The 16,110-nt window shown below is 71.2% G+C and carries 13 protein-coding genes; 5 read left to right on the top strand and 8 right to left on the bottom strand.

Annotated elements, in window-relative coordinates; translation table 11 throughout:
• Window positions 1-98: 98 nt before the first annotated feature.
• Entirely contained in the window at window positions 99-1,139 is a 1,041-nt protein-coding gene (locus KUM38_RS12770) for an ABC transporter permease (RefSeq protein WP_217129455.1), read from the bottom strand.
• A gap of 441 nt (window positions 1,140-1,580) precedes the next feature.
• Between KUM38_RS12770 and typA the strand changes: the two genes are divergently transcribed.
• Complete coding sequence (gene typA, locus KUM38_RS12765; RefSeq protein ID WP_217129454.1) at window positions 1,581-3,488, top strand: translational GTPase TypA; 1,908 nt, start codon at window positions 1,581-1,583, stop codon at window positions 3,486-3,488.
• An 83-nt stretch (window positions 3,489-3,571) separates the two neighbouring features.
• Here the strand turns inward: typA and KUM38_RS12760 are convergent, their stop codons facing one another.
• Complete coding sequence (locus tag KUM38_RS12760; protein WP_217129453.1) at window positions 3,572-5,752, bottom strand: ABC transporter family substrate-binding protein; 2,181 nt, start codon at window positions 5,750-5,752, stop codon at window positions 3,572-3,574.
• Window positions 5,753-6,042: 290 nt separating this feature from the next.
• On the opposite strand from KUM38_RS12760, the gene KUM38_RS12755 reads away from it, so the two are divergent.
• Genes KUM38_RS12755 through KUM38_RS12740 form a run of 4 tightly spaced genes read left to right on the top strand, consistent with a single transcriptional unit; the run spans window position 6,043 to window position 10,021 of the window.
• Entirely contained in the window at window positions 6,043-6,336 is a 294-nt protein-coding gene (locus tag KUM38_RS12755; protein WP_217129452.1) for a hypothetical protein, read from the top strand.
• A gap of 44 nt (window positions 6,337-6,380) precedes the next feature.
• Entirely contained in the window at window positions 6,381-7,217 is an 837-nt protein-coding gene (locus tag KUM38_RS12750) for a hypothetical protein (RefSeq protein ID WP_217129451.1), read from the top strand.
• A gap of 15 nt (window positions 7,218-7,232) precedes the next feature.
• A complete protein-coding gene (locus tag KUM38_RS12745; RefSeq protein WP_217129450.1) occupies window positions 7,233-9,260 on the top strand; it encodes a fumarate reductase/succinate dehydrogenase flavoprotein subunit in 2,028 nt (675 codons plus the stop codon).
• Window positions 9,257-10,021, top strand: coding sequence for a succinate dehydrogenase/fumarate reductase iron-sulfur subunit (locus tag KUM38_RS12740; RefSeq protein ID WP_217129449.1), 765 nt, complete (start codon window positions 9,257-9,259; stop codon window positions 10,019-10,021). Before KUM38_RS12745 ends, KUM38_RS12740 begins: the two co-directional genes overlap by 4 nt.
• Here KUM38_RS12740 and KUM38_RS12735 read toward each other — a convergent pair.
• The 6 genes from KUM38_RS12735 to KUM38_RS12710 all read right to left on the bottom strand — a co-directional run bounded on the left by KUM38_RS12735 (window position 10,008) and on the right by KUM38_RS12710 (window position 15,908).
• The gene (locus KUM38_RS12735) at window positions 10,008-11,120 is read right to left on the bottom strand and encodes a glycoside hydrolase family 18 protein (protein ID WP_217129448.1); all 1,113 of its coding nucleotides are present in this window, start codon (window positions 11,118-11,120) and stop codon (window positions 10,008-10,010) included. The two genes, KUM38_RS12740 and KUM38_RS12735, sit on opposite strands and share 14 nt — an antisense overlap.
• 90 nt (window positions 11,121-11,210) lie before the next feature.
• Complete coding sequence (locus KUM38_RS12730; RefSeq protein WP_217129447.1) at window positions 11,211-11,771, bottom strand: GNAT family N-acetyltransferase; 561 nt, start codon at window positions 11,769-11,771, stop codon at window positions 11,211-11,213.
• Between the two features lie 32 nt (window positions 11,772-11,803).
• The gene (locus KUM38_RS12725) at window positions 11,804-14,419 is read right to left on the bottom strand and encodes a SpoIIE family protein phosphatase (RefSeq protein WP_217129446.1); all 2,616 of its coding nucleotides are present in this window, start codon (window positions 14,417-14,419) and stop codon (window positions 11,804-11,806) included.
• A 266-nt stretch (window positions 14,420-14,685) separates the two neighbouring features.
• Window positions 14,686-15,114, bottom strand: coding sequence for an ATP-binding protein (locus KUM38_RS12720; protein WP_217129445.1), 429 nt, complete (start codon window positions 15,112-15,114; stop codon window positions 14,686-14,688).
• Window positions 15,115-15,256: 142 nt separating this feature from the next.
• Window positions 15,257-15,670 carry a (deoxy)nucleoside triphosphate pyrophosphohydrolase gene (locus tag KUM38_RS12715; RefSeq protein WP_217129444.1) on the bottom strand — a complete coding sequence of 138 codons (414 nt, stop codon included), beginning with the start codon at window positions 15,668-15,670 and terminating at the stop codon, window positions 15,257-15,259.
• Between the two features lie 49 nt (window positions 15,671-15,719).
• Window positions 15,720-15,908, bottom strand: coding sequence for an SPOR domain-containing protein (locus KUM38_RS12710; RefSeq protein WP_217129443.1), 189 nt, complete (start codon window positions 15,906-15,908; stop codon window positions 15,720-15,722).
• Window positions 15,909-16,110 lie beyond the last annotated feature (202 nt).

The following is a 16,110-nucleotide window of genomic DNA, read 5'->3' as shown; positions in this document are numbered from 1 at the left end:
GCCTGTGAGTAGTGAGCACTGCTGGTACGTGGTCGGATCCGGGCCGTACGGCGCCGGGGACCGGCCGGGCGAGAGTGTGGGGGGACATCCCCTGTGGCTCAGCGCCCCGTCTTGGGATCGAAGGCGTCCCGCACCGAGTCGCCGAGGAGGTTGAAGGCCACGACGAAGATCACCATGGCCACTCCGGGGAAGAGCATGTAGTACGGGTCCTGCTCCACGGTGCTGGCGCCGATGGCGAACATCCGGCCCCAGTCCGGCGTGGGCTCGACGTACCCGACGCCCACGAAGGAGAGGAACGCGATACTGAGGATGGTGGCGGGCAGCATGAGCGTCGCCTGCACCAGCGTCGGCGTGACGATGTTGGGCAGCAGTTCCTTGCGGATGATGCGCCAGGGCGAGGCCCCGGAGATCCGCGCCGCCTCGATGAACTCCCGGTCCCGCAGGGAGAGCGCGGCGCCCCGGACGATGCGCGCCATGCTCATCCAGCCCAGGAAGGACAGCACGATGATGATCGCGCAGGTGCGCACGTAGGTGGGCGTCTCCTTGTCCGGGGCGACGAACACCGTGGTGATGACGGGCATCGCGGCGACGAAGAACAGCTGGCTGGGCAGGGCCATGAAGAAGTCGGTCATCCGGCCGAGCCAGTAGTCGATCTTCCCGCCGAAGTAGCCGCCGGCGAGGCCGATCAGCACACCCAGCACCGTCATCAGGAGCGTCGCGGCCAGCGCCGTGGCGAGCGAGGTCCGGATGCCGTACAGCAACTGCGTGAACACGTCACGGCCCAGACCCGGCTCGACGCCGAACCAGAACTCCCCGTCGATGCCGCCGAAGGGCTTCGCCGGCATGGTGAACATGTCGAGAAGCTCCGGGTTGTCCTGCCCGTAGAGGGTGTACGGGTCCTTGCCGTACACCTTCGAGATCAGCGGGGCGCACGCGGCGGCCACGAAGAAGAAAATCACCACACACGCGGCGACGACTCCGGTACGGTCGCGCTTGAAGCGCTGCCACATCAACTGGCCGGGGGAACGACCCTCGGGCTGCTTGACGCCCTTGACAACCGTGTTTTCGGCGGTCGCCGCGAGCTCAGGGTCCAAGACAGCCGCGGACCCGGAGTCCTCGGCCTTGATTGGACTGGTCATCGTGTTCGTCCCCCGGGGGGTTGGAGAGTTGAGCGCAGCACAGATACCGGCAGGTTCTGTGGTTTGGGGGAACTTTCGCCAAGACAGTCAACGCGCGTCAAGGGCGGAAGGCATAGGGATCTCCCTACCGTTCATATTTTGAGCGAAAATTGCAAAGATTGACACCTACGCGCGCTTGACACCTTCAGAGGTAAACCGGCAATTCGGACAATTAGGTACAGCTTTTTGTTTACATGTCCGAAACGCGTTCGCGCGCACACCGATATCCGAACGGACCTTCACGGTTCCCGGGAGCAGCGTAGGGCCCGCGGGCTCGCGAGGACGGACCGCGCGGCGGCCCCGTACCATGGGGTGAGGCCGAGGCGTGTTCAGCCCGGCAGGGCCCGCACACCACAGACGCTCGTGCGGGGCATTCCTCAGCACTCCGGGAGTACGCCTTATATGGCCACGCGCCACGACATCCGCAACGTCGCCATCGTCGCCCACGTCGACCACGGCAAGACCACCATCGTCGACGGCATGCTCAAGCAGGCCGGCGCCTTCGCCGCGCACCAGCTCGACCAGGTCGACGACCGCATGATGGACTCCAACGACCTGGAGCGTGAGAAGGGCATCACGATCCTCGCCAAGAACACGGCGGTGAAGTACCACCCCAAGGACGGCGGGGAGCCCATCACCATCAACATCATCGACACCCCCGGCCACGCCGACTTCGGCGGCGAGGTCGAGCGCGGTCTGTCGATGGTCGACGGCGTGGTGCTGCTGGTGGACGCCTCCGAGGGCCCGCTGCCGCAGACCCGCTTCGTGCTGCGCAAGGCGCTCCAGCAGCGGCTGCCGATCATCCTCTGCATCAACAAGACGGACCGTCCGGACGCCCGGATCGACGAGGTCGTCAACGAGACCTACGACCTCTTCCTCGACCTGGACGCCGACGAGGACCAGATCGAGTTCCCGATCGTCTACGCCTGCGGTCGGGACGGCGTGGCCTCCCTGACCAAGCCCGAGGACGGCACGGTCCCGGGCGACTCCGACTCGCTGGAGCCGTTCTTCTCCACGATCCTGGAGCACATCCCGGCCCCGACCTTCGACGAGGACGCCCCGCTCCAGGCCCACGTCACCAACCTCGACGCCGACAACTTCCTCGGCCGCATCGCCCTGCTCCGCGTCCACCAGGGCGAGCTGAAGAAGGGGCAGACGGTCGCCTGGATGAAGCGCGACGGGTCCGTCGCCAACGTGCGCATCTCCGAGCTGATGATGACCGAGGCGCTCACCCGCAAGCCCGCCGAGAAGGCGGGCCCCGGTGACATCTGCGCGGTCGCCGGCATCCCGGACATCATGATCGGCGAGACCCTGGCCGACCAGGAGAACCCGGTCGCGCTGCCGCTGATCACGGTGGACGAGCCGGCGATCTCCATGACCATCGGCACCAACACCTCCCCGCTGGTGGGCCGCGGCGGCACCGGCAAGGGCGCCGACAACAAGGCGGCCGTCAAGGACCGCAAGGTCACCGCCCGCCAGGTCAAGGACCGCCTGGACCGCGAGCTGATCGGCAACGTCTCGCTCCGCGTCCTGGACACCGACCGCCCCGACGCCTGGGAGGTGCAGGGCCGCGGCGAGCTGGCGCTGGCCATCCTGGTCGAGCAGATGCGCCGCGAGGGCTACGAGCTCACCGTCGGCAAGCCGCAGGTGGTCACCAAGGAGATCGACGGCAAGGTCCACGAGCCGGTCGAGCGCATGACCATCGACGTCCCCGAGGAGCACATGGGCGCGGTCACGCAGCTCATGGGCGTCCGCAAGGGCCGGATGGACAACATGTCCAACCACGGCTCGGGCTGGGTGCGCATGGAGTTCGTGGTGCCCTCCCGCGGTCTGATCGGCTTCCGCACGGAGTTCCTGACCCAGACCCGCGGCACCGGCATCGGCCACTCCATCCACGAGGGCCACGAGCCCTGGTTCGGCACGCTCACCACCCGTAACAACGGCTCCCTGGTCGCCGACCGCGCCGGCGCGGTCACCGCGTTCGCGATGACCAACCTCCAGGAGCGCGGCGTGCTGTTCGTCGAGCCCGGCACCGAGGTGTACGAGGGCATGATCGTCGGCGAGAACTCCCGCTCCGACGACATGGACGTCAACATCACCAAGGAGAAGAAGCTCACCAACATGCGGTCGTCCACGGCCGACGTGGCCGAGTCGATCGTGCCGCCGCGCAAGCTGTCGCTGGAGCAGTCCCTGGAGTTCTGCCGCGACGACGAGTGCGTGGAGGTCACCCCGGAGGCGGTCCGCATCCGCAAGGTGAACCTGGACGCCCGCGAGCGCGCCCGCGCCGCGAGCCGCGCCAAGCACGGCTGACACCGACACGTGAGCGGCACATCCCCGGCGGGGGTGTGCCGCTCACGCGTGTGCGGGGGATGTGCCGCTCCCGCGTGTGCGCGTCAGTCCCCGGCCGACGGCCCGGCGCTCCCGGCACCCGGCCCGCCCGCCGGCTTCTTCAGGAAGCCCATGTCCTCGTAGACCGGCGTACGGAAACCGAACGCGCCGGCGTTGGCCAGGTTCTTGCGGGCGGCGGTGAGCTGGGGGCGCTGGTAGAGGGGGATGGAGCCGGCCGCCGCCCAGATGCGGGAGTCCGCCTTGCGGAGCAAGGCGCGGTGCTCGGAGTCGTCGAGCGTGGTGACGGCCTGGTCGAAGAGCTGGTCGACCTGGTCGGTGCCGACGCGGGTGTAGTTCTGCTCCACGTTCAGGGAGCCGTCGGCGGCCGGGACCGGTTTGGCGTGGACGGGACGGGCGTCGGTGGCGGGGTAGGCGGTCGCGGGCCAGGAGTACAGGGCGAGGTCGTACTCGCCGGACGCGACGTGGTCCTTGAAGTAGCTCTCGTCGTCGACCTTGGAGATCTTCGTGCCGATGCCGATCCGCTCCAGCATCTTCGAGATCCGGCCGGCCACGGTGTGCAGCGTGTCCGAGCCCGGCCCCGAGGGCAGGACGAAGCGGAGGGTGAGCGCCTTGCCGTCCTTGGCGACACGGGCGTTCCCGGCCCGGGCCGGGGCGGCGGTGCCCCGGGGGGCGTAGGCGCCGGGGGCACCGCCCTGCCTCAGCTGCCTGGTGCCGGTACCGGAGTCCCGCGGGGCCTTGCCGTCGTCCCCGCCGTCCCCGTTGCCCCCGTCGTCCTCTCCGACGATGTACGTGCCGTCGTCACCGCCCTCGGACTCGCTCCCGGAGTTCCCTTCCGAGCCGGCCGCCTTCTCCTCCTTGTCCTTCTTCTTCACCGGCCCGCCCGGCACCCAGCCGGCGTCCGCGAGCAGCGCCCGCGCCTCCTTGGCGTCCTGCTCGCCGAGGGCTCCGCTGCCGTCGGCGTAGGCGGCCTGGCCGGACAGCGCGAGGTGGCTGCCGAGGGGCTCGGCGGGCAGGCCCAGCGGCTTCAGGACGGCCTCGGCGATCTCCCGCCGGTCCAGGGCGCGGGCCACGGCACGGCGGACCCGCTCGTCGGCGAGGGGGCCGTCGGCGCCGTTGAGGGCGAGCTGGGTGTGGGCGGGCTCCAGTGACTTGCGCACCTCGAAGCCGCCGAGGGCCTTCTGCTGACGGGCGTACTTCGCCATCTTCTTGCGCAGCTTCTTGCGGGCCGAGATCTCCTCGTCGGCGGCGTCCTCGTCGGAGCCGTTGGCGACGGCCCAGGAGCGCAGCGCGTCCGCGGCGGACCGGTCCGCGCCGGGGCCCGTCAGGGGGCTGCTCCCGCTCCGCGGAAGCGCGGCGGCGGTGATGCGGCGGGCGGCGGCCGGGTCGATCTCGGCCAGGTCGACGGTGCCGGCACTGAGCGCGGAGATCCGCTTGTCGTGGGGCACGGCCCGCAGCACGATCTTGGAGAGCCTCGCCGGGTCGCCCCACCAGCGCGTGCTGCGGGTGAGGGTGACCTCATCCTTCCCGGTGTCGACCTTCTTCACCGTGAAGGGCCCGGCGGTGACCTTCAGCTTCTTGCGGGCGCCGTCGTTGAAGGAGTCCGGGGTGCCCATGACCTCCTTCGGGTACAGCGGCGTGAACAGCGACTTCCAGTCGGCGTAGGGACGGCTGAAGGTGACCTTGACCTCGAGGTCGTTCTTGCCCCGCTCGATCTTCTCGATGCGGTCGTAGCCGGCGTTGCGGGCGGTCCAGTAGGCGGTGTCCTTGCCGGACAGGGCGCGCCACTGGGCGGCGAAGTCGGCGGCGCCGATCTCGCGGCCGTCGCTCCAGACGGCCTGCTGGTTGAGCCGGTAGAGGACCACCTGTTTGGGCTCGGTGCCGACGACCTCGGCGGACTCCAGGTAGTCGGGGTTGCGCACCGGCCGGCCCCGGCCGTCCATCCGGTACATCGACGGCAGGACGGCCTGGGCGATCCGGGTGGTGGTGGCGTCGGCGTCCGACTGGAAGGTGTTCAGGGTGTCCGGGACGGTGTCCACGGCCCAGCGCAGGGTGCCCCCGTCGGCGATCCCGGACCGGTCGGTACGGGCGATGTCCGCTCCCGCGAGAGGCTTGCCCGCCGGGTCGTCGGAGCCGCATCCGGCCAGCGCGGGCACCGCGAGCATGCCGGCGGTGAGGAAGGCGACCGATCGCAGAGCCGCGCGCGGGCCGACGCCGTCGTGGGACATCTCTGGGTACCTCCGGGAAGCCGCGGGCGTTACGATCACTTTTGGTGGTATTTGGAGCTCATCCGATGTACGCGGCCCACTGAAGAGGAAAGGGTTCGGCAACCCGGGGCGACACGGCGACCACGGACGGCAAGCCCACCCGTGCGGCGCAAAGCACCGTCCGGTGCATCCGTACGCCTCGGCCAATCGATGCACATCCCTTCACAGCACAAGGCGTGACGCGCAACACTCTCAGGCGCACGAACGTTGCCACCTTGGGCCTGAAGGACCTGTGGAAGTGAGGGCAAGTCATGTCCGTGCACGACGAACTGGCATCGGTCCAGCGCTGTCTCGACGACCTGATCCGGTCGGTGGGACGGCTGGAGAAGCAGTTGGGCAGCGGCGGCCTGGAGATGCGCCGCGTCCGCGCCGACACCAATCACCTGCGTGAGAGCCTCGCGCTGCTGCGGGAGACGGCCGCCGCCACCGTGGCCCCGCAGAAGCGGACCGATCTCGTGACCATCTCCGACACGCCGTACGACCCCTCGCTGTGGGTGGACACGGACGACGAGGGCCTCGGCGCCCGCGACCGTCGCGCCCCCTGACCCCGCCGATCGCGACGCCCCCCGACCCCTACCGGAGTGGACAAGTGGCCACTGGTACGGAACCCCCCGCCACAGAACCCCGTCCCCGAAGCGGCGGTGTGAGAACCGGTACGCGCGCCGCGATCGCCGCCCCGCACCTGCGGACCGACCGCTGGTGGCTGGCCCCGGCCGCCACCGCGGCCGGGCTGCTCGCCTTCGTCGTCTACTCGACCTGGCGGGCCTTCGCGAACGCCGACTACTACGCGGCGCCGTACGTCTCGCCGTTCTACTCGCCGTGCCTCGCGGAGAACTGCGAACCGATGAGGGCCGGGCCGAACTGGGAGATCTTCGGCAGCTGGTGGGGCATCTCGCCGGCGATCATCATCCTGATCTTCCCGCTCGGCTTCCGGCTGACCTGCTACTACTACCGCAAGGCCTACTACCGGGGCTTCTGGGCGTCCCCGCCGGCCTGCGCGGTCGCCGAGCCGCACGCGAAGTACACCGGGGAGACCCGCTTCCCGCTCATCCTGCAGAACGTCCACCGGTACTTCTTCTACGCGGCGATCCCGGTCGCCGGCATCCTGACCTACGACACCGTGCTCGCCTTCCGCGACGAGCACTACGACTGGGGCCACATGGGGCTCGGCACCCTGGTGTTCCTGGCCAACATCGTGCTGATCTGGGCGTACACCCTCTCCTGCCACTCCTGCCGGCACATCGTCGGCGGGAAGCTGAAGCACTTCTCCCGGCATCCCGTGCGCTACCGGATGTGGCAGGTGGTGGGCCGGCTGAACGCCCGGCACATGCAGCTCGCCTGGGCGTCGCTGCTGAGCGTGGCGCTCGCCGACCTCTACGTCTACCTCGTCGCGTCCGGTGTCTTCGACGATCCGCGCTTCTTCTAGCTGGGGGCCTTGCCTATGTCCGTGGTCGACCGACAGGAGTGGGACGTCGTCGTGGTCGGTGCCGGCGGCGCGGGCCTGCGCGCCGCCATCGAGGCGCGCGAGCGGGGCGCCCGTACGGCGGTGATCTGCAAGTCGCTGTTCGGCAAGGCGCACACCGTGATGGCCGAGGGCGGCATCGCGGCGGCGATGGGCAACGCCAACCCCGGGGACAACTGGCAGGTCCACTTCCGCGACACCATGCGCGGCGGGAAGTTCCTCAACCAGTGGCGGATGGCCGAGCTGCACGCCCAGGAGGCGCCGCAGCGGGTGTGGGAGCTGGAGACCTGGGGCGCGCTGTTCGACCGGACGAAGGACGGCCGGATCTCGCAGCGCAACTTCGGCGGCCACGAGTACCCGCGCCTGGCCCACGTGGGCGACCGCACCGGCCTCGAGCTGATCCGCACCCTCCAGCAGAAGATCGTGGCCCTCCAGCAGGAGGACTTCCGGGAGACCGGGGAGTACGAGTCCCGGCTGAAGGTCTTCCAGGAGTGCACGGTCACGCGCGTGCTGAAGGACGGCGGGCAGGTCAGCGGGGTCTTCGGCTACGAGCGCGAGTCCGGCCGCTTCTTCGTCCTCGAGGCGCCCGCCGTGGTGATCGCGACCGGCGGGATCGGCAAGTCGTTCAAGGTGACGTCGAACTCGTGGGAGTACACCGGCGACGGGCACGCGCTGGCGCTGCTGGCCGGGGCCCCGCTGCTGAACATGGAGTTCGTGCAGTTCCACCCGACGGGAATGGTCTGGCCACCGTCGGTGAAGGGCATCCTCGTCACCGAGTCGGTGCGCGGGGACGGCGGGGTGCTGCGCAACTCCGAGGGCAAGCGGTTCATGTTCGACTACATCCCGGACGTCTTCAAGGAGAAGTACGCCGAGTCCGAGGAGGAGGGCGACCGCTGGTACGACGACCCGGACCACAACCGGCGTCCCCCCGAACTGCTCCCCCGCGACGAGGTGGCCCGTGCGATCAACGCCGAGGTGAAGGCGGGCCGCGGCTCCCCGCACGGCGGGGTCTTCCTGGACGTGTCCACGCGGATGCCGGCCGAGGTGATCAAGCGGCGGCTGCCGTCGATGTACCACCAGTTCAAGGAGCTGGCGGACGTCGACATCACGGCGGAGGCGATGGAGGTCGGGCCGACCTGCCACTACGTGATGGGCGGCATCGCCGTCGACTCCGACTCGGCGGCGGCGCGCGGGGTGCCGGGGCTGTTCGCGGCCGGTGAGGTGGCCGGCGGGATGCACGGCTCCAACCGGCTGGGCGGGAACTCCCTGTCCGACCTGCTGGTGTTCGGGCGCCGGGCGGGCCTGCACGCGGCCGAGTACGCGAGCGGGGCGGGGGCCGAGCGGCCCCGGGTGGACGACGTACAGGTCGACACGGCCGCCGCGGAGGCCCTGCGTCCGTTCTCGGCGGAGGGCGGGGAGCCGGACGGGGGACCGCCGGAGAACCCGTACACCCTGCACCAGGAACTCCAGCAGACCATGAACGACCTGGTCGGCATCATCCGCCGCGAGCACGAGATGAAGCAGGCCCTGGAGAAGCTCGCCGAGCTGCGGGTACGGGCCCGCCGGGCCGGGGTCGAGGGGCACCGGCAGTTCAACCCGGGCTGGCACCTCGCCCTCGACCTGAGGAACATGCTGCTGGTCAGCGAGTGCGTGGCCCGGGCGGCGCTGGAGCGCACCGAGTCGCGCGGCGGGCACACCCGTGAGGACCACTCCGAGATGGAGCGCTCCTGGCGCAACGTGAACCTGCTGTGCGCGCTCACCGACCCGACGGGCGGTCTCGCGGGCGCCGACCCGACGGGCGGTCTCGCGGGCGCCGACCCGACGGGCGGTCTCGCGGGCGCCGACCCGACGGGCGGTCTCGCGGACGCCGACACGGCGCGCGGCCGGATCACCCTCACCCGCGAGACCACCGAACCCATCCGCCCCGACCTGCTCGCCCTCTTCGAGAAGGAGGAGCTGGTCAAGTACCTCGCCGAGGAAGAGCTGGGAGAGGAGCTGTACGAATGAGCAGCTACGAGGCCCGCTTCAAGGTGTGGCGGGGGGACGTCGAGGGCGGCGGCCTGGAGGACTTCGCGGTCGAGGTGAACGACGGCGAGGTGGTCCTCGACATCATCCACCGCCTCCAGGCCACCCAGGTCCCCGATCTCGCCGTGCGCTGGAACTGCAAGGCCGGCAAGTGCGGTTCGTGCTCGGCGGAGATCAACGGGCGCCCCCGGCTGCTGTGCATGACCCGCATGTCGGTGTTCGAACGGGACGAGACGATCACCGTGACGCCGCTGCGGGCCTTCCCGGTGATCCGCGACCTGGTGACGGACGTCGGCTTCAACTACGCCAAGGCCAGGGAGGTCCCGGCCTTCGTCCCGCCGGAAGGGGTCGGTCCGGGCGAGTACCGGATGATGCAGGAGGACGTGGACCGCTCACAGGAGTTCCGCAAGTGCATCGAGTGCTTCCTGTGCCAGGACACCTGCCACGTGGTGCGCGACCACGAGGAGAACAAGCCCGCGTTCGCGGGGCCCCGTTTCCTGATGCGGATCGCGGAGCTCGACATGCACCCGCTGGACGCGGCCGGGGAGACCGGCCTGGACCGGGGGCGCACGGCCCAGGACGAACACGGCCTCGGCTACTGCAACATCACCAAGTGCTGTACGGAGGTCTGCCCCGAGGGGATCAGGATCACGGACAACGCGCTGATCCCGCTGAAGGAACGGGCGGTGGACCGCAAGTACGACCCGCTGGTGTGGCTGGGGTCGAAGATCAGGAGGCGTTAGGGCGCAGCCAGCCCTCCCGGTACTCCTTCCAGTTCGTCTCCGTCGCCGCGAAGTCGATGTACGGGGCGACGCCGAAGAGCTCCCGGTCGGGGTCCGTCCGGGAGAGGCCGAGGCGGGCGCCGCGGACGGCGGCGGCGACGGTCTCGGCGTGGCCCCAGTGGTCGAAGTTGCTCTCGTGGTAGAAGGGCAGGCCGATCAGTAGGTGCGTGGTGGGCGGGGTGACCTCCAGAGCGAGGGAGGTCTGCTGGGCGACGTAGCCGCCGTAGGTGCCCTCCAGGGGCTGCGCGGTGTCGTACGACATCACGGCGATCTGGTCGACGCGCCGGGCGACCTGGCCGAAGAACTCCTGCGACCACCACTTGGGGTGTTCGGTGAAGAGGCCGAACACGGAGTGGAGGGCGGGGAGCGGGTCGATCTGGTGGGCGGCCACGGACAGCTGCGCGTCCTCGGCGCGGGTGACGGCGCGCAGGTCGTCCAGGAGGGACAGGTAGTCCCGGTCGCCGGAGTGCAGGGGCTCCAGGTCGAGGTGGACGCCGTCGTAGCCGGTGTCCAGGACCTGACCGGCGCTGCGGACGACTTCCGCGCGGGTGGCGGCGCGGTCCAGGCGCAGGCCGTCGGGACCCCCGTTGGCGAGGACGTCCCCGAGGAAGGCCTGGACCCGGACGCCCGGCAGCTCCCGGTGCACGGCGTCGATCAGCCAACGGGCGCGCGGGTACGCGGACTTCGGCAGGGTTCCGTCGTGCTCCAGCGGCCCGGAGTGGACGTACAGGTCACGGATCCCGGTGCCCTCGAGACGGCGGGCGAGCGCGGTGACGTCGGCGTCCTTCTTCCGCCCGTCGACCCAGGCGTGCCCCAGCCACATGGCGTCCCGGTCACGGGTGTGGGTCCCGTCCGCCGGGTCTCCCATGTAGTTGATCCGCAGGGCGGTCTCGGCGGTGAGGAGGGGGACGACCAGGAGGAGGGCGAGCGCGAGGGCGGAACGTCCGACCCGGCGAACCCAGGGTCTGCGGCGTCCGGTCGACGGCTCATCGGGGGCTTCGGCGGTCTCGGCGGTCTCGGCCGGCGCGGTCGTCGGCTCCTGCGGCTCCGTACGTTCCATGCCGGCTCCCCTTCGCCTGTCGGCTCCCGCCGGGCAGCCGCGTGGTCGATGTCGAGGGGAGGACGAGAGGAACGGGCGTTCTGGTTCCGGTCATACGGCGGAGGGCGCCTGCCGTATGTGCTGGTGGCCGTCGAGGGGGAAGGCCGGCGGGGCGGCGGGGAGCAGGCCGGACAGCGCGAAGCCGCTCTTCTCGGCGACGCGGCAGGAGGCCGTGTTGTCGACCTGGTGCAGCAGCTCCAGGCGGGTCAGGCCCTCGTGGGCGAAGGTGGCGAAGGCCCAGTCGGCCACGGCGGTCAGGGCTCGCGGGGCCACTCCCCTGCCCCGCGCGTGGGCGGCCGTCCAGTAGCCGACCTCGGCCGTGGCGGCGGTCGCGGCCGTCCGTTTGAGCACGACATGGCCCGCCGGCCGGGCGTCGGACGCCTCCGTCTCCCGCACGGCGAAGGCGAGGCGTTCGCCGGTCTCCCAGCCGCGCCGCTGCTCGGCCACCCAGCGCGCCGCGCTCGGCTCGTCGTGCACGGGCGCGCTCGCCCAGCGGCGCATCGCCTCGTCCCGGTACAGCTCGGCCAGGACGGCCGCGTCCCCGGGCGCCCAGGGACGCAGCGTGAGGGGGCCGGCCGTCAGCCGCACCGGGGTGGTCGGGGTGGTGTGCACGGCGGGAGTGTACGCGCCGCGCCGACGGGTCGTCAGAACAGGCTCAGCAGTGCCTCCGCCGGGTCGGTGAGGGTGGTGTCCGTGCCGGGGAGGGGGAGTTCGAACCAGACCGTCTTGCCCCGGGGGGTGCGGCGGGAGCCCCAGGCCGCGCTGAGCAGGCCGACCAGCTGGAGGCCGCGGCCGCCCTCGTCGGTGTCGCGGGCACGGCGGCGGCGGGGCTGGACGAGACCCGAGTCCCAGACCTCGCAGACCAGGGTCCGGTCGAGGAGGAGACGGAGTCTGATCTCGCCCTCGCCGTACCGCAGGGCGTTGGTGACCAGTTCGCTGACCAGGAGCTCCGTGGTGTCGACCAGGGGTTCCATGTCCCAGCCGAGCAGCTGCGCGCGGGCGTACTCGCGGGCCCGGCCGACGCTGCGGGGCTCGCGGGGCAGGGTCCAGTCGCCGACGGACTCGGCGGGCAGTCCCTGGACGCGGGCCATCAGCAGGGCGATGTCGTCCTCGCCGTGGTGGGTGTCGAGGGTGTTGAGGACGTGGTCGCAGACATCCTCCAGGGGTGCGGAGGGGTCCCTCAGGGCGTGCACGAAGGCCTGGAGGCCCTCGTCGAGGGGGTGGTCGCGGCTTTCGACCAGTCCGTCCGTGTAGAGCGCGAGCAGGGCACCCTCGGGCAGTTCGACCTCCACCTCCTCGAAGGGTTCGCCGCCGACGCCGAGCGGCATTCCGGGCGGTACGTCCAGCATCAGCGCGGGCTCGCCGGGTTCGACCAGGACGGGCGGCAGATGGCCCGCGTTGGCGAAGGTGCAGCGCCTGGTCACCGAGTCGTAGACGGCGTAGACGCAGGTCGCCAGGTAGACCTCGGAGAGGTCGGCCTCGCGGGGGCGGCGGGCGGCGCGGGTGGCCTGCTGGACCCCTCCGGGGGCGCCGAGGCCCCGGGCGATCTCGTCCAACTGGGAGAGCACCTCGGCGGGTTCCAGGTCGAGCTGGGCCAGGGTCCGTACGGCGGTGCGCAGTTCGCCCATGGCCACGGCCGCGCGCAAGCCCCGCCCCATGACATCGCCGACGACCAGCGCGGTGCGGTGGCCGGGCAGTTCGATGACGTCGAACCAGTCGCCGCCGACCTCGCTGGGCCGGCCGGTGGCCACGTTGCCGGGCAGGTAGCGGCAGGCGATGTCGAGGCCGGAGGCCTCCGGGTCGCCCGGCGGGAGCAGCGAGCGCTGCAGTATCAACGCGCGTTCGTGCTCGCGCCGGTAGAGACGGGCGTTGTCGATGCAGACGGCGGCGCGGGCGGCCAGTTCGACCGCGAGGTCGCGGTCGCGGTCGCCGAACGGCTCGCTGCCCTTGGTGCGGGCGAACTGCGCGAGTCCCACCACCGTGTCGTGGGCGACCATCGGCACGGCGAGCGTGGACTGCACCAGGCCGCCGTCCCCGCCGGGGACGCTCTGCGGGCGGGCGGTGCGCAGGGCGTCCGCGCAGGGCGAGTTGAACGGGTAGTGGTGGACGGCGCCCAGTTTCACCGGCTCACCGGTGCCGCTGAACGGCGCGTCGGACACGGCGCTGGCGAAGGCGACGCGACGTACCTCCGCGCTGCCGTCGGCGAGGCCCGGTGGGGTCTCGTCACCGGCCAGCAACCCCTGGTACAGGTCGACGGTGGCCAGGTCGCAGAAGCCGGGGACGACGACGTCGAGGAGTTCGCGGGCGGTGGTCTCCAGGTCGAGGGAGTTGCCGATCCGGGCGCCCGCCTCGTTGAGGAGGGCGAGATTGCGCCGCGCGGCGGCGGCCTCCCGGGCGGCGGCGCGGCGGGCGGTGATGTCCGTGCCGAGCCAGGAGATGCCGATGGGCCGGCCGCTGCCGCTGTGCACGCGGTAGAGGTTGACGGACCAGTGGCGGCGCTCGTCGGAGCCCGGTACGAAGCCCGTGACGTGCATGTCCGTGATGGAGTCGCCGGTCTCCAGGACCCGGCGCAGGGTCGCGGCGACCCGCTCGGCCTCGCCGCGCGGCAGGTAGTCGTGGACGCCCTTGCCGCGGTGGTCGTCGGGGGTGCCGCCGAAGATGGACGCGAACCGCTGGTTGGCGCGGCGTACCCGCAGGTCGGGGTCGATCAACAGGAAGCCGAACGGAGATTGGCCGAATATGGCCTGCGAGGCGGCGAGGTCGGTCTCGATGCGGCGCAGGGTGCGGACGTCGACGACGATGCAGACGGCGGCCTTCTCCCCCTCCTCGGTCCGCGTCGGCATGACGTAGACCTCGGCGAGGCCCTCCCGGTCGCGCTCGTCCGCCGTCAGCGAGTCCGGCAGCCGGAAGGGCACCACTCCGGTCCATTCCCGGCCGTCGAGGATCTCGGCCATCTTGCGCTGGCCGCGCTCCCGCCGGACGGGCTCGATGAACGCCTCGATGGGGTCCACGCCGACGGCGCGCTCGGCGGGGATGCCGAAGATCTGCTCGGCGCGCAGGCTCCACTGGTCGACCAGCCCGTCCGGGCCGATGGAGAAGGAGGCGACCTTGATGTAGTCGTACATGGAGCCGGGCGGACTGCTCTGCCACATCGCGTCGCCGGACGGAGCGTCGCCGGAGAAGGGGCCGTCGGCGGCCCCACTCCTCGCGCCGCCCGACGGGTCCTCGGACTCCGTGGCCTTCGCTGGTATCTCGCTCACGCGAACCGTCCCCTCCAGCTCACCGCGTCCGGCACCGGTCACCGGGGGCGGCTGCCCGCAGTATCCAGCACTACGGTGCCGCACAACACGGTGTTCACGATCACAGCACGGTCCCGATGCTTTTCGGTCCGCACCGTGAGAACACTTCCAGTCTTCTAACCAGCGGACACGTCGTCGAACCCCCCTCTTCGACAACCTCTGAAGTACTGAACCGGTCACTCGACGGAAGTGGCGGGCGCGTACACCCTGAACGGGCGTGCGATCCCTCATCTCGGCACCGCGAGTTCGAACCACACGGTCTTGCCGGGGGCGGCCGGCCGGGTGCCCCAGCGGCGGGAGGCGGAGGCCAGCAGCTGCAGCCCGCGCCCGCCCTCGTCCTCGGGCCGGGCGGCGCGTTCGTGCGGGGGCTCGGGGAGGGGGTCGGAGACCTCCACCAGGAGGACACCGCCGAGGTCCGTGGGGCGGGTCAGGCGTACGCCGATGGGTCCGGTGGCGTACCGCAGGGCGTTGGTGACCAGTTCGCTGACCAGCAGGGCCGCGAGGTCGCCGACGCTGTCGAGGTCCCAGATGCGCAGTTGGTCACGGACGGCGCGGCGGGCGGCGCGTACGGTTCCCGGGTCCGCGGAGAAGGTCCACGCGGCGCGGTCGCCGTCGGTGTCGATCACACGGATCACTTCCCCGCCGAGGGAGTCCACCCATGTCCGGTTTCATGGGGTTAATGGGCACATACCCGATATCCCGGACGGAGTACCGCGCTCGACGGCGCATCGTGGCACGAGCGGCGCGGGAAGGCGCCCACGCCCCGTCACTCCTGCTCCCGCGCGCCGGACCCGCACTTCACACGCCCTCCCGGAGGCCGAGGTGGGTGAGGGTGTCGCGGACCGCGGGCACGTCGTGGTCGAGCCAGTCGACGTCCCAGATCCGGTCGGGGGTGAGCCAGCGCAGCTCGTCGTGGTCCTCGAGGGGCCGGGGCGCGGCGGATCCGGGGCGCAGGCGCGCGGTCCACACCCGCATCACGTACGGCGTCCGCAGCGGCCACTCCCCCGGGACGCGCTCCGCGGCCTCGGCGTCGACGCCGAGCTCCTCGCGCAGCTCCCGCACGACGGCCGCCTCGGGGGCCTCCCCCGGTTCGACCTTGCCGCCGGGCAGCTCCCAGCGCCCGGCCAGTTCGGCGGGTGCGCTCCGGCGGGCGGCGAGCAACCGCCCCTCGTGCCACAGGGCCGCACCGACCACCACGATCCGCTCGTTCATGCGCCGGAGCCTACGGGAGGGGCGGGCAGGGGGCCGCCGGCGGTCCGGGTCAGTCGGCGGACGTTCCGTTCTGACCGATCCGCTCGACCCAGTAGAGCTGCTTGTGTCCGCGCCCGTCGAGGCTCTCCGCGATCCTCTCGGCCTCGGCGCGGGTCGCGTACCTGCCCACTCGGTAGCGGTTGCCGTTGTCGTCCTGGCGCACGACGAGCCAGGGAAGAGTCACCGTCCCGTCGTTCATCGCTCCCCTCCACTTCCCGTCCGCGGCCGGTGCCGCGCCCCGCCCGATAAGGAAACCCCAGTCCGCATATGCCCGAGCCTACGCCTTACCTTCACTGAGCGAATACGCCTTTTCACAAAGAGGCACGCAACCAGCCAGAACACAGGGGGCGCACGGTGGCGGATGCGCCGTGCGGGGAGGCCGACGCGTCCGGTCAGCGGCA

The organism is Streptomyces sp. AC558_RSS880 (assembly GCF_019049255.1).
GTDB lineage: Bacteria > Actinomycetota > Actinomycetes > Streptomycetales > Streptomycetaceae > Streptomyces.
This window is presented reverse-complemented; position numbering and strand designations above follow the sequence as displayed.